This window comes from Pantoea sp. DY-15, from assembly GCF_019795935.1.
Classification (GTDB): domain Bacteria; phylum Pseudomonadota; class Gammaproteobacteria; order Enterobacterales; family Enterobacteriaceae; genus Pantoea; species Pantoea leporis.
The window spans coordinates 1-13,638 of the sequence record NZ_JAIMIF010000009.1; the positions used below are offsets into that span (position 1 = coordinate 1).

Annotated in this window: 12 protein-coding genes and 1 riboswitch; of the genes, 3 read left to right on the top strand and 9 right to left on the bottom strand. The window is 54.6% G+C overall.

What is annotated here, in order from left to right; translation table 11 throughout:
• Positions 1 to 358 precede the first annotated feature (358 nt).
• Together murI and btuB are read right to left on the bottom strand one after the other, a co-directional pair.
• Positions 359 to 1,210, bottom strand: a complete 852-nt coding sequence (gene murI / locus K5Y32_RS23925) for a glutamate racemase (RefSeq protein WP_008109644.1) — start codon at positions 1,208 to 1,210, stop codon at positions 359 to 361.
• Positions 1,155 to 3,035 (bottom strand): TonB-dependent vitamin B12 receptor BtuB, encoded by a 1,881-nt coding sequence (gene btuB / locus K5Y32_RS23930; RefSeq protein ID WP_222186064.1) that lies wholly within the window; start codon positions 3,033 to 3,035, stop codon positions 1,155 to 1,157. The genes murI and btuB overlap by 56 nt, the downstream gene beginning before the upstream one ends.
• Positions 3,036 to 3,103: 68 nt before the next feature.
• A riboswitch (cobalamin riboswitch) is annotated at positions 3,104 to 3,286 on the bottom strand.
• Positions 3,287 to 3,398: 112 nt separating this feature from the next.
• Between btuB and trmA the strand changes: the two genes are divergently transcribed.
• On the top strand, positions 3,399 to 4,502 hold the full coding sequence (gene trmA / locus K5Y32_RS23935) for a tRNA (uridine(54)-C5)-methyltransferase TrmA (RefSeq protein ID WP_222186065.1): 1,104 nt from the start codon (positions 3,399 to 3,401) through the stop codon (positions 4,500 to 4,502).
• A gap of 32 nt (positions 4,503 to 4,534) precedes the next feature.
• Here the strand turns inward: trmA and K5Y32_RS23940 are convergent, their stop codons facing one another.
• Both K5Y32_RS23940 and fabR read right to left on the bottom strand, forming a co-directional pair.
• Complete coding sequence (locus K5Y32_RS23940) at positions 4,535 to 4,891, bottom strand: YijD family membrane protein (RefSeq protein ID WP_061720276.1); 357 nt, start codon at positions 4,889 to 4,891, stop codon at positions 4,535 to 4,537.
• A gap of 18 nt (positions 4,892 to 4,909) precedes the next feature.
• Positions 4,910 to 5,554, bottom strand: a complete 645-nt coding sequence (gene fabR / locus K5Y32_RS23945) for an HTH-type transcriptional repressor FabR (RefSeq protein ID WP_008109648.1) — start codon at positions 5,552 to 5,554, stop codon at positions 4,910 to 4,912.
• Between the two features lie 194 nt (positions 5,555 to 5,748).
• Here fabR and sthA point away from each other — a divergent pair, with 194 nt between their 5' ends.
• The gene (sthA, locus tag K5Y32_RS23950) at positions 5,749 to 7,149 is read left to right on the top strand and encodes a Si-specific NAD(P)(+) transhydrogenase (protein ID WP_101760632.1); all 1,401 of its coding nucleotides are present in this window, start codon (positions 5,749 to 5,751) and stop codon (positions 7,147 to 7,149) included.
• On the opposite strand, the gene oxyR is transcribed toward sthA, so the two are convergent.
• On the bottom strand, positions 7,132 to 8,049 hold the full coding sequence (oxyR, locus tag K5Y32_RS23955; RefSeq protein ID WP_008109652.1) for a DNA-binding transcriptional regulator OxyR: 918 nt from the start codon (positions 8,047 to 8,049) through the stop codon (positions 7,132 to 7,134). The two genes, sthA and oxyR, sit on opposite strands and share 18 nt — an antisense overlap.
• A 129-nt stretch (positions 8,050 to 8,178) precedes the next feature.
• Here oxyR and K5Y32_RS23960 point away from each other — a divergent pair, with 129 nt between their 5' ends.
• Positions 8,179 to 8,913 (top strand): glutathione peroxidase, encoded by a 735-nt coding sequence (locus tag K5Y32_RS23960; RefSeq protein ID WP_176972232.1) that lies wholly within the window; start codon positions 8,179 to 8,181, stop codon positions 8,911 to 8,913.
• 212 nt (positions 8,914 to 9,125) lie between these two features.
• Here K5Y32_RS23960 and argH read toward each other — a convergent pair whose 3' ends face one another.
• From argH to argC, 4 genes are all read right to left on the bottom strand, one after another.
• Complete coding sequence (gene argH / locus K5Y32_RS23965; RefSeq protein ID WP_222186066.1) at positions 9,126 to 10,499, bottom strand: argininosuccinate lyase; 1,374 nt, start codon at positions 10,497 to 10,499, stop codon at positions 9,126 to 9,128.
• A gap of 75 nt (positions 10,500 to 10,574) precedes the next feature.
• On the bottom strand, positions 10,575 to 11,792 hold the full coding sequence (locus K5Y32_RS23970) for an argininosuccinate synthase (protein ID WP_222186067.1): 1,218 nt from the start codon (positions 11,790 to 11,792) through the stop codon (positions 10,575 to 10,577).
• 14 nt (positions 11,793 to 11,806) lie between these two features.
• Entirely contained in the window at positions 11,807 to 12,580 is a 774-nt protein-coding gene (gene argB, locus K5Y32_RS23975) for an acetylglutamate kinase (protein WP_007885411.1), read from the bottom strand.
• A gap of 15 nt (positions 12,581 to 12,595) precedes the next feature.
• Positions 12,596 to 13,600, bottom strand: coding sequence for an N-acetyl-gamma-glutamyl-phosphate reductase (gene argC, locus K5Y32_RS23980; RefSeq protein WP_222186068.1), 1,005 nt, complete (start codon positions 13,598 to 13,600; stop codon positions 12,596 to 12,598).
• Between the last annotated feature and the right edge of the window lie 38 nt (positions 13,601 to 13,638).

The following is a 13,638-nucleotide window of genomic DNA, read 5'->3' on the forward strand; positions in this document are numbered from 1 at the left end:
TGTAAAACGTCATAATGAATTTCATTATGTGTTCACTCGTGAGGCTTTGATATTTTGTTGCGTCCGGAGACGCTGATATCAATCCTGCGAGTGCCCACACAGATTGTCTGATAAATTGTTAAAGAGCATGCCGCGATTTCTCTAGCGGCGCGGGATGCGTATATTACGCTTTCCGCATTCTCAGTCAAGCATTTATTTTTGCTTTTCTGAAGGTTGCCTTGAAGACCACCTCCTGAACACATCGCTTCGTAAGCCGTTGTTCCGTGTCAGTGGAGGCGCAGTATAGGGATTTCTTCGGAGCTGACAAGCGCTAATTACAAATTAATTTCCGAGTGCTGATTTTTTCGTCGAAACGCCACTAAACTGCTAATTTTTCCAACAATGGGAAGCCATAACGCTGTAAAATCGGTGACAATTTCGTCACTTCATCATCCATACGCGTACAGAACGCTAAATTCTGACCGGATGAAACCGCCTGCGGTGCTTCATGCTCTAATAACCAAACGGTACGACGCGCAATAGCCGCGCCCGAATCCACCAACCTTGTCCCTTCCGGCAGCACCAATTGCAGCTCATCACGCAGTAAAGGGAAATGCGTACATCCAAGGACCACGGTATCAGGTGGCTCTTTCATGCGTAGCCAGGGTTGCACGGCGCGTCGCACATCAGCTAACTCAACATCTTCGCCATGCAGCTTGGCTTCCGCCAGCTCCACCAACTCAGCAGAACCGAGCATTTCGATTTTGCAGTCGCGGGCAAATTGCGCCACTAACTCATGCGTATAAGGACGTTTGACCGTGCCGCGAGTTGCCAGCAATCCCACCACGCCATTACGCGTCAGGCGCGCAGCAGGTTTAATCGCAGGCACCACACCCACCACAGGGAATTCGAAGCGCTCACGCAGAGCCGGCAAAGAGATAGTGCTGGCCGAGTTACAGGCGATGATCACCAGCGCAAGCGGAAAACGCTGAGTGATAGCTGTCACCACCGCCACCACACGCTCGACAATAAAGTCCTCGGATTTTTCGCCGTACGGGAAACCTTCATTATCGAAGGCGTAGAGATAATGAAGATCCGGCAGTAAATGCCGGACCTCATCATAAACGGAGAGCCCACCCACGCCGGAGTCAAACACCAGCACGGTGGGGCGGAGATCAGAAGCTGTAGCTGGCGCTGAGGTAATACTCCGTTCCTGGAGTTGGATAGCCATACACTGTCTCGTAGTTTTTATCGAACAGGTTGGCAATTCTACCACGAACGGTAAGCTGTGATGTGACCGGATACGAAACTGCCAAATCCCATAAACTTACACCGCCCAAGTTGACGCGCTCCGCAGTATAGGAGTGGTTGTAGTCGGTATCGTAACGATCGCCAAGGTAGTGATAAGTCACAGACCAGTCAAAATCATAGAAGGTCCAGTCGAGCTGATATTTAACCTGCTGCTTAGCGCGGCGCACCAACTGCTGGTTGGTTTCTGCATCACGCGCATCAACATAATCATATGAAATCTGATGACTCAGCGGACCGGTATCAAATGAAGCCGTTGCCTCAACACCTTTAATACGCGCTTTATTAATATTGTAATAAACGTAGGTATTGGGATCGCTATCAATCAGATTATCGATATCGTTGCGATAACCCGACACTCGCCAGTTCACTGGACCAGTCAGACCGTCAAAGCCACCTTCCCACTGTTTGCTCTCTTCCGGCTTAAGATCGCTGTTGCCATAAGATCCATATAATTGGCCAAGACGCGGAGCTTTGTAGGCTGTGGCATAGTTAGCAAAGACGCTATAGCCTTCAACAAACTCCCAGGAAGCGCCACTCTGCCAGGTGCTGTGCCAGCCAAACTGGCTATTGTCATCACCACGTACCGCGCCTTCTACAGTGATGCTGCCAAACTGCTGCTGAGCCGTCGCATAAATGCCCGTATCGCGCTGTTCAGTGCTGCTGGTGACATACGCCGTTCCAGGCTCAGTAGTCTGTTTTTGCCAATCCACACCACCACTCACCGTACCAGCTCCAACCAGGAAGGTATTTCCCCATTGCAGGTTGTACTGCTTACTGTCATCAAGCGTGGTCGCCGGGCCATAGCGGCCGGTACGCGGATCGTAGTTAAAATCTTTCGTTCGGCTATAGCTGGCAATTAGCTGAGTTGAATAGATGTCATGGTTGTAACGCAGGCCGGTGTCCCAGGTCTGGCTATAAAGCTGGCGGGTATCATTCAGCCCCAGGATATTGAAGCTGCTGTCATAGCTATAAGTACCGTCGTAAGCCGTGCGATTATCAAAACCGTAGCCGCGCACGAAACCGCTCAACTCATCGCTAAACTGGTGCTCCAGTGAGCCATACAGTGATTTACTCATAAAGCCATCGCGATCTTTCTGCGCTGGATCGCCATATACGTCAGGCAGGTTAGCCACCACGTCGTAGCCTCTGCTATAGGTGTAATTACCCGCCATCGTCAGCTTAGTGGCATCACCGATCTGCTGCTGCGTCGAACCTTCATAACTCTGGTAGCCTTTAGAGCCCACGCCCGCCGTCAGTGTGGTACCTGGTTTTGCACGGCCGGTAATAATGTTAACTACTCCGCCAATCGCATCCGAGCCATATACCGCCGAGCGAGCCCCGCGCACATACTCAATGCGCTGCACCAGCGAAAGAGGAATCTGGCTGAGATCGGATGAACCCGAAACGCCAGCCTGATTAAGACGAATACCGTCGATCAGCACCAGCACATGGCTAGAGTTAGTTCCGCGAATAAACAGGGAGCTGTTCTGGCCTAATCCCCCATTCTGTGCAACATCTACACCCGGCAAGCGGCGCATTACATCCGTGAGGCTTTTTGACTGCCAGCGATCAATCTCTTCACGGGTTACAACGGTAGTCGGCGCCAGCACCGATGAGACCGGCTGTGCGAAGCGGTTAGCGGTAACGATTTGCGTATCATCATTCTGCTGAGCGTAGCCAAATTGCGCCCAGAGAGACAACGCCGTTGCACTGAAGGCAAACAGCGAAGCATGTGTTTTTTTCATTGTTATAGCATCCAAAAGACGAAGCAGGATGCCGCACGACTACAACCAATAGCTCGCGATGGTCGTATGTATTGCGACGTCACACCGGCAGGTCTTCGGGCTGAGAATCATAAATGGTGAAAAAACTTCCCATCCGGCAGGACAGTGTTTGTAATTGCCATCACCACGACATTCTTTACCGCTGCGCGTCAGCTCCAGATTCACACTGGATTCCCTTTTAACTCAAAGAGGCCGGCAGGCGCAGTCTACGGCCAGGAAGGCCGGAAATCCAGACTTCCAGCCATCTTGTTTTCCGCAGGGCTGGACATCAGCAGTTGAATGCCTACAATCGCCCGGCAAGCCAGCTTATTACCAGGATTAAAGATGACACCCGAACAGCTCCCGATTGAACAATACGACGCGCAACTGGCGGAAAAAGTCAGCCGCTTACAGGCGATGATGATGCCCTTTGCCGCGCCCGACGTGGAGGTGTTCCGTTCGCCGGTCAGCCACTATCGGATGCGTGCCGAATTCCGCATCTGGCACGACGGAGACGATCTCTACCACATCATCTTTGATCAACAGACCAAGCAACGTATCCGCGTCGATCAATTCCCGGCGGCCAGTGAATTGATCAACCAGCTGATGCCAAAACTGATCGCGGCGATCCGTGACAACCGCACGCTGCGTTTCAAACTGTTCCAGATCGATTACCTGTCGACGATGAGCAACCAGATTGTTATCTCGCTGCTCTATCACCGCAAGCTGGAAGAGGAGTGGACCGCCGCCGCCAGCGCCCTGCGCGACAGCCTGCGTGCTGAAGGCTTTGACGTGCAGCTGATTGGCCGCGCCACCAAAACCAAAATCTGCCTCGATCGCGATTACGTGGATGAGCGCCTGCCGGTCGCGGGGAAAGAGATGATTTATCGTCAGGTGGAAAACAGCTTCACCCAGCCAAACGCGGCGATGAATATTCAGATGCTGGAGTGGGCGCTGGACGTCACGCAGGATTCGCAAGGCGATCTGCTGGAACTCTATTGCGGTAACGGCAACTTCTCGCTGGCGCTGGCGCGTAACTTCCGCAGCGTGTTGGCCACGGAGATTGCCAAGCCGTCGGTCGCGTCCGCGCAATACAACATTGCCGCCAACCATATTGATAATGTGCAGATTATTCGTATGGCCGCTGAAGAGTTTACCCAGGCGATGACGGGCGTTCGCAGCTTCAATCGTTTAGAAGGCATCGACCTGAAGAGCTATCAATGCGAAACCATTTTTGTTGATCCGCCACGTAGCGGGCTGGATGAGGAAACTGTGAAGATGGTGCAGGCCTATCCGCGCATCCTTTATATCTCCTGCAACCCGCAAACGATGTGCGACAACCTCGCGGTGCTGGGAGAAACGCATGATGTCACGCGTCTGGCGCTGTTCGATCAGTTCCCGTATACCCATCATATGGAATGCGGCGTGCTGCTGACGCGCAAGGCCTAAACAACAACGGGAACCCCAAGGTTCCCGTTTTTTCACTGCTTGCTCTTCGCGCGGCGAAAACGCATACCAATCCAGAACACCAGCGCCACCATCAGAATGGTCGGGATGAAGTTAGAGCCGATATCCGGATATTCAGCCCGCACCAGCGCGCTATAAACCAAAATACCCAGCAGGAAGAACGCCGCCGCCAGTGAAGGCATGCCGTCTGGCATATTGCGGTTGAGATAACGCTGATGCAAACACCAGGCCGCGAGGCCAAGCGCAATCAGCGGGAATATCGAAAAGGGAACAAACGTGCTGAACAGCACCGAAAAGGAGCCGTTGATCGCTAAACCGGTGATAAAAGCCAATAAAAGCGTTCCTTTATCGCGTGGGTTTTGCTCAATCATTTCATTATCCTTATCACATTACTCTTCGGGTTTTTCCAGGGTAACCGCCAGACGCTCTTGCTCCCGGCGATACCAGTAATAAGCGCCTTTGGCGATCATGCGCAGCTGCAGCACTAATCGATCCTCAAGCTTACGGCGCTGCTCAATATCAACGTCCAGCGCTTCGGCACCCGCGCTAAACACAATCGTCACCATGGCTTCGGCCTGCGCTTCGGTGAAGCTGCGCGGCATGCGATTTTCTAATTCAAGATAATCGGCCAGTTCGGCGATGAAGTGCTGAATCTCACGCGCGACTGCGGCACGAAAGGCCGCCGAGGTTCCGGAGCGCTCGCGTAGTAAGAGCCGAAAAGCGTTGGGATTGTTCCCGATGAACTCCATAAAAGTTGCCACCGAGGTTTTGATAATGCTGCCGCCCTTGGCAATACGCTGGCGCGCCTGACGCATTAACTGGCGCAGCATCAAGCCGCTTTCGTCCACCATGGTCAGGCCCAGCTCATCGACATCGCGGAAGTGACGATAAAATGAGGTCGGCGCAATCCCCGCTTCGCGTGCAACTTCGCGCAAACTCAGGCTGGCAAAACTCCTTTCTGCACTTAACTGACTGAAGGCAGCCTCAATCAGTGAACGTCGTGTACGTTCTTTTTGTAGCGCTCTGACGCCCATTTTCCCGGCCTTTTAGGTGATTTGGCAGGCACTATAACAAACTTTTCAGCGTACAGCGGTGCAAACTTTGTGAACGCCTGTGAACCTCACGCTTTGTCAAACTTCAGCAATTTACGCTGTTAGAATTCAGATGTGCGCGGCGAGATGTTAGAATCTCGTTGTAAAAATGTGATAAAAAAATAGGACGTACTGGTATGCAAAAGTCTTACGATTACGATGCCATTGTGATTGGCTCCGGTCCGGGCGGCGAAGGTGCGGCGATGGGGCTGGTGAAGCAGGGAGCGCGTATTGCAGTGATCGAACGCTACCACAACATCGGCGGCGGTTGTACACACTGGGGAACCATCCCTTCCAAAGCCCTGCGTCACGCTGTTAGCCGTATCATCGAGTTCAATCAAAACCCACTTTACAGCGATCACACTCGCCTCCTGCGCTCCTCATTCGCCGACATTCTCAACCACACCGAGAACGTGATCAGTCAGCAAACCGCGATGCGTCAGGGCTTCTACGAGCGCAACCGCTGTGAACTTTATCAGGGCGATGCCCGATTTGTTGATGCCAACACCATCGAAGTGGAACAACCCGACGGCACCCGCGAGCGATTAACCGCGGCGAAATTCGTGATCGCCTGCGGTTCTCGTCCGTATCATCCCGCGGATGTCGATTTCACCCATCCGCGCGTTTACGATTCCGACTCCATCCTCAACCTGCATCATGAACCTGGCCACGTCATCATTTATGGCGCCGGCGTAATTGGCTGTGAATATGCCTCGATTTTCCGCGGCCTGAACGTCAAGGTTGACCTGATCAACACTCGCGACCGTCTGCTGGCATTCCTCGATCAGGAGATGTCAGATTCCCTCTCCTATCACTTCTGGAACAGCGGCGTGGTGATTCGTCACAACGAAGAGTTCGAGAAGATTGAAGGCGTTGATGACGGGGTGATTATTCACCTTAAATCGGGCAAAAAAGTGAAAGCCGATTGCCTGCTGTACGCAAACGGTCGAACCGGTAACACCGATTCACTGGCGCTGGAAAACGTCGGACTGGAAGCGGATGGTCGTGGCCTGCTGAAAGTGAACAGCATGTATCAAACCGCGCTGCCGCATATTTACGCGGTTGGCGACGTGATTGGTTATCCAAGCCTGGCTTCTGCTGCATACGATCAGGGCCGCATTGCCGCGCAGGCGATCATCAAAGGTGAAGCTACCGCGCACCTGATCGAAGATATTCCAACCGGGATTTACACCATTCCGGAGATCAGCTCAGTGGGTAAAACCGAACAGCAGCTGACGGCGATGAAAGTGCCGTATGAAGTGGGTCGTGCGCAGTTTAAACATCTGGCGCGTGCGCAGATTGTTGGCATGCACGTCGGCAGCCTGAAGATTCTGTTCCACCGCGAAACCAAAGAGATTTTAGGGATTCACTGCTTTGGCGAGCGTGCTGCGGAGATCATTCACATCGGCCAGGCCATCATGGAACAGAAGAACGGCGGCAACACGATTGAGTACTTCGTGAATACCACCTTCAACTATCCCACCATGGCCGAAGCCTATCGCGTGGCAGCGTTAAACGGCTTAAACCGCCTGTTTTAACGAGGTATCCAGATAACCCTTCATGTGGGTTTTGATTGCTTCTGCCAACTGCTCATAGCGGCTGCGCAGAGGCGATCCTGGACGATAGACCAACGCAATGGTGCGCTGCGGCACCGGCTTGTAACACGGTAGATAGCAGACGCCATCACGTTCGCGTTCATTCGGCACGGACAGCGCAGGCAGCAAGGTAATGCCGCTTCCGGCGGCAACCATGTTGCGCAGCGTTTCCAGACTGGTGGCGCGGAAATGCGTATCTTCATCGGCACCGGCTTCGAAGCAGAAGCCCATCGCCTGATCGCGCAGGCAGTGCCCATCTTCCAGCATCAGCAATTTCTCACCGGCCAGATCCGACATCGGCACGCGATCGCGATCGCGCCACGGATGATCGGCATACACCGCCAGCGTCATTGGCTCATCAAACAGCGGCACCTCAATAAAGGCTTCACTCTCTTTCACCAACGCCACGATGGCGCAATCCAGCTTGCCGCTGTCGAGCTGTGCCAGCAGTTGCTGCGTCTGCGCTTCATGCAGGTACATTTCGAGTTTGGGGAAGGTTTTGTGCAGCATCGGAATGATGTGCGGCAGCAGATACGGCCCGGTGGTTGGAATCAAACCAATGTGCAGCGGTCCAGACATCGCTTCGCCTTGCTGGCTCGCCATCTCCTTCAGCACTTTCACTTCGCGCAGCACGGTTCGCGCCTGATCCACCAGCAACAGTCCAGCCTGAGTAAACAACACCTTACGGCTGGTTCGCTCCAGCAGCATCACGCCAAGTTCATCTTCCAGCTTACGAATCTGTCCACTTAAGGTAGGTTGGCTGACATGACATGCGTCAGCTGCACGCCGGAAATGGCGATGCTCCGCAAGTGAAACCAGGTATTCGAGATCACGAATATTCATTGAAATCCTCCAAACCACGATAGCCCGTGGCGATAGATAGAATAGCAATGAACGATTGGCCCTATCAAGGCGCGAGCGGGAATAATACGCCTCATCTGATTTAAGACCATTGAATTGTGAGGAGAAGATATGTTCGCAAGCCAGGAAGGCAAAGCCGTACCGCAGGTCACCTTTCACACGCGTCAGAGCGATCGCTGGGTTGATATCACCACTGACGAACTGTTCAAAGACAAAACCGTTATCGTGTTCTCGCTGCCGGGTGCGTTTACGCCAACCTGCTCATCGAGCCACCTGCCGCGCTACAACGAGCTGTTCAGCACCTTTGCACAGCACGGTGTCGACAGCATTCTGTGCGTGTCAGTGAACGATACTTTTGTCATGAATGCGTGGAAAGCCGATCAGCGCGCTGAACATATCACCTTTATCCCGGACGGCAATGGCGACTTCACGCGCGGCATGAACATGCTGGTTGAAAAAGCCGATGTCGGTTTTGGTCCGCGCTCCTGGCGTTATTCGATGCTGGTGCGCAACGGCGTAATCGAGAAGATGTTTGTTGAGCCGAACAAGCCGGGCGATCCGTTTGAAGTGTCTGATGCCGATACGCTGCTGCGTTATCTGGCACCCGAATTTAAGGTGCAGGAATCTGTGTCGCTGTTTACTAAGCCGGGTTGTCCGTTCTGCACCAAAGCGAAACAGCTGTTGATCGATCACAGCATCGCATTTGAAGAAATCGTGCTGGGGCAAGATGCCACAACCGTGAGTCTGCGTGCCGTATCAGGCCGCGCAACGGTGCCTCAGGTGTTTATCGGTGGTCGTCATATTGGCGGTAGCGACGATCTGGAGCAGTACCTGCAATCTGCTTGAAACCAATCACTGTGCTGGCCGGGAGTGGCCAGCCCTTGATGATGTGCCTATAACAATATGTAATTCCGAAGCTAGAGGTTGGCGGGCTACCGAAGAGGTGCCCGCTTTTTTTTGCTTGTCGCTCGCCTGCTGGATATCAACAGAGCGCGATAAATCGCGCCGCTACGCATTCCTGCACATACCGTAGCGGCGCAATTTATTGCGCATAGCTTTTAACCCAAACGCTTCTGCGCTTCGCCGATGGCAAACGCAACTTGCTGCGGTGACACGCCGCCTTGCGCATTACGCTTATCCAGGCAGGATTGCAGCGACAGAATTGGATACACGTCATCCTCAATCACCGCGCTGAACTGCTTCAACTGCGTCAGAGTGAGCGCTTCCAGCGCCACGCCTTGCTTGATCGCTTCCACCACGGTTTCACCCACAATGTGGTGGGCTTCGCGGAACGGAACGCCTTTTGCCACCAGATAATCGGCCAGCTCGGTCGAGTTGGCGTAGCCCTGCTCAGCGGCTTCCTGGCAACGTGGACGTTTTACCTGAATGCCGTCCAGCACCAGCACCGACATATGCAGGCAGTCGAGCCAGGTATCAAGCGCATCGAACAGCCCTTCTTTGTCTTCCTGCATATCTTTGTTATACGCCAGCGGCAGGCCTTTCAGCGTCATCATCATGCCGGTCAGCGCACCTTGCACACGGCCACATTTGCCACGGATCAGCTCCAGCGCATCCGGGTTTTTCTTCTGCGGCATCAGCGAAGAGCCGGAAGTGACTTTATCCGACAGCTCAAGGAAGCCCGCTTCACCGGTGTTGAAGAAGATCAGGTCTTCTGCAAAGCGCGACAGATGCACCATGCCAATCGAGGCGTCTGACAGCAGTTCCAGCACGTGATCGCGATCGGAAACGGTATCAAGACTGTTACGCGTGGCAGAGGCAAAACCTAACCAGCCGGCCAGCTGCTGACGATCGATCTCGTAAGCGGTACCCGCCAGCGCGCCGCAACCCAGCGGACTGACATCCATACGCTTCAACGCATCCTGCAGACGGCTCTCGTCACGCGCCAGCATCTCAACGTACGCCAGGCACCAATGCGCGAAAGTCACCGGCTGCGCGCGCTGCAGGTGCGTATAACCCGGCATCACCGCGTCCTGATTGGCTTGTGCCGTGGCGACCAGCGCCGATTGCAGCTCGCGCGTCGCCTCCAGCAGCACCGCAACTTGCTCTTTGCACCACAATTTCAGATCGGTCGCGACCTGATCGTTACGGCTACGTCCTGTATGCAATTTCTTGCCCAGCGCGCCTACTTTGTCGATCAGCTTGCCTTCCACCCAGCTGTGAATATCTTCCGCATCGCTTTGCAGAATCTGCTCAGGATTGGCGCGTACCTCGGCCAGCAGCTCATTCAACGCGCTTTCCAGCTGTTGCTGCTCTTCATTAGTCAGCACGTTGACCGTCACCAGCGCTTTTGACCAGGCAATCGAGCCGGTAATGTCCTGCTCGGCCAGGCGATAGTCAAAACGCAGCGAGTCGTTGAACTGTTTAAACCGTTGGTCTGCTGCCTGCGAAAAACGTCCGCCCCAAAGTGCCATCTGAATTACTCCTGAATCCGTTATAGAAAAGGCGGCCCGAAGCCGCCCTTGCAAATTATGTCGATTGCTGCGGAATTACTTCTTCTGCTCGTTCAGCGCGCGAATGCGTGAAGAGAGCGAGAACAAGCGGATAAAGCCACCCGCGTGACGGTGATCGTAAACTTCGTCTTCGCCAAAGGTGGCGAACTCTTCTGAGTACAGGCTGTTAGCAGAGGTTTTCTGAATCGCCGTAGCTTGGCCTTTATACAGCTGCAGTACCACTTCGCCGTTCACCTCTTCTGCCAGTGATTCAGCAGCGGCCTGGACGGATTTACGCAGCGGCGCGAACCAGCGGCCATCGTAAACCACGTAAGACATTTCATGACCCAGTTGCTCACGCCATTTGAAGCTATCGCGATCCAGCACCAGCTGTTCAACCGCACGCAGCGCGTTAACCATGATGGTGCCGCCTGGAGTTTCGTAGCAGCCGCGGGACTTGATGCCTACCAGACGGTTTTCCACGATGTCGATACGGCCGACGCCGTGTTTGGCGCCCAGCACGTTGAGTTTTTCCAGGCACTGGAACGGGCTCAGCGTCTCACCATTCACCGCCACCACGCGACCTTTCTCCACGGTAACGGTGACGTTTTCTGGCTGATCTGGCGCTTCCAGCGGATCAACGGTCCACACCCAGCAATCTTTGTTCGGTGCGTTAGCTGGGCTTTCCAGCACGCCGCCTTCGGTAGAGATGTGCCATGCGTTCTCATCGCGGCTGTAGATTTTTTCCAGCGATGCGGTGGTCGGGATATTGCGCTCTTTCAGGTAATCCAGCAGCGCCTCACGTGAACGCAGGTCCCATTCACGCCATGGCGCAACCACTTTCAGTTGTGGTGCCAGCGCGGTGTAGGTGGTTTCGAAACGCACCTGATCGTTACCTTTACCGGTTGCGCCGTGGCACAGCGCATCTGCGCCCACTTTCAGTGCCAGCTCAACCTGGGCTTTAGCGATAATCGGACGCGCCATTGAGGTACCCAGCAGATAAGTGCCTTCGTACAGGGCGCCAGTCTGCAGAACCGGATACACGTAATCGCTGATGAACGCTTCACGCAGGTCAACCACGTGGCACTCAGACGCACCTGACTGCAGCGCTTTCTTCTCAACGCCTTCCAGATCGGCCGGATCCTGACCAATGTTCGCCACGAATGCCACCACTTCACAGCCGCCGTAGTTCTCTTTCAACCATGGAATGATGGCTGAAGTATCCAGACCGCCGGAGTAGGCCAGAACGATTTTTTTGATGTTTTGCGTGCTCATGTCTTAATCCTTGATTATGCGAGAATCCGGGTGCCAATCGACACGCCGTTGAAAAGGGTTGGCAGTTGTTCAGCATGACGCCAGCTGGCGATATCGACCGGGCGACCGAGCGTGCGGGCGGCATCAAGTGCCGCGTTCACTTTCACGATCATGCCATCGGTGATGATGCCCTGCGCAATCAGCTGCTCCGCTTTCGCGGCGGTCATCTCTTCGATGCGCTGACCTTTGCCGTCGAGAATACCGCTGACGTCAGACAACAGCACCAAATCGGCACCGATGGTCGCCGCCAGCGCGGTGGCGGCCTGGTCGGCGTTGACGTTCATCAACTCGCCGCCGTCGGTGATGCCAATCGAGCTGATCACCGGCATGTAGCCCGCCGCCAGCAGCGTGTTCACCAGCGCCGGATTGCCAGGCGTCGCGTTGCCAACGTGTCCCAGCTCTTCATCGAACTGCGCTACGTTGACCAGACCGGCATCGCCGAGGCACAAACCCACCGCGCCGATGCCATATTTCTTCGCCCACGCCAGCAGCGTTTTGTTGGCGGTACCGGCTAACGCGCCGGTAATAATGTCAATCTGATCGGCTGGCGTCACGCGCAAACCGTTCTTCTTTTTCACCGGCAGCGCGAGCTTCTTCATCAGCTCGTCCACCACGCAACCGCCGCCGTGCACAATGATCAGCGGACGCTGATGTTCGTTGCGGTATGCCAGCAGGGCATCAAACAGACGAGCCAGCGCTTCTTCGCTATCCAGCAGCACGCCACCCAGTTTAATGATCAATGGATTCATTGCGTTATCCGTTCGTTAAATCAGAGACAGCGTTTCGGGGAAGCCGAAACGAATGTTTAAACACTGAACCGCCTGCGATGAGGCGCCTTTCAGCAGGTTATCTTCGGCGGCCACCACAATCAGGTGCTCGCCTTGCATGGCGAAGCCGATGTCGCAGAACGGCAAACCGACCACCGCTTTCAGCGCCGGTACGCCTTTGTCATAGACGCGCACCAGCGGTTTGTCGTGGTAAGCGTTATGGAAGGCATCCGCCACATCCTGCTGCGTCACGCCCGCTTTCAGGCGGCAAGTGGTGGTCGATAAAATCCCGCGTGGGAAGCTGCCCAGATGTGGCGTGAAGATCACCGGCGTACCGAGATGCGCCACAATTTCCGGGTGATGACGATGATTAAACAGGCCGTAAGGCTGCAAGCTCACTTCACAGAAGCTGGTGCCAACGTTGGCTTTGCGCCCTGCGCCGCTCACGCCGCTGGTGGCGTTGATCACCGGCCACTGTGCATCGCTGAGCAGGCCCGCTGCGATCAGCGGTTTCAGCGAAAGCTGGGCTGCGGTTGGGTAGCAACCCGGCACCGCAACCAGCTCCGCATCTTTGATTTTGTCGTGCTGCCATTCGGCCAGGCCGTAAACAGCCTTGTCCAGCCAATCCTGATGCTGATGGCTGAAACCGTAATATTGCGTATAGAAAGCGTCGTCGTTTACGCGGAACGCGCCGGAGAGATCGAACACCACGCAACCGGCTTTGAGGAATTCAGGTGCCAGATCGTGGCTGACTTCGTGAGCGGTGGCGAGGAACACCACATCCACTTTGTCGGCCCATTCGGCGGCATCGCTCAGCGGCTGCAACGGCAAATCGACAATGCCTTTGAGCTGCGGATGCAAATCCGACAATAACTTTCCAGCATCCGGGCTTTGCGCTGAAACCGCCAAAGCGGTTATGTTCATATGCGGATGGCGATTCAGGTAGGTGGCAAGCTCTACGCCAGCGTAACCACTGGCACCAACGATCAGCGTATTCAACATCAGGCTGTATACCTTATTACAGTCACACGTATCGGGTC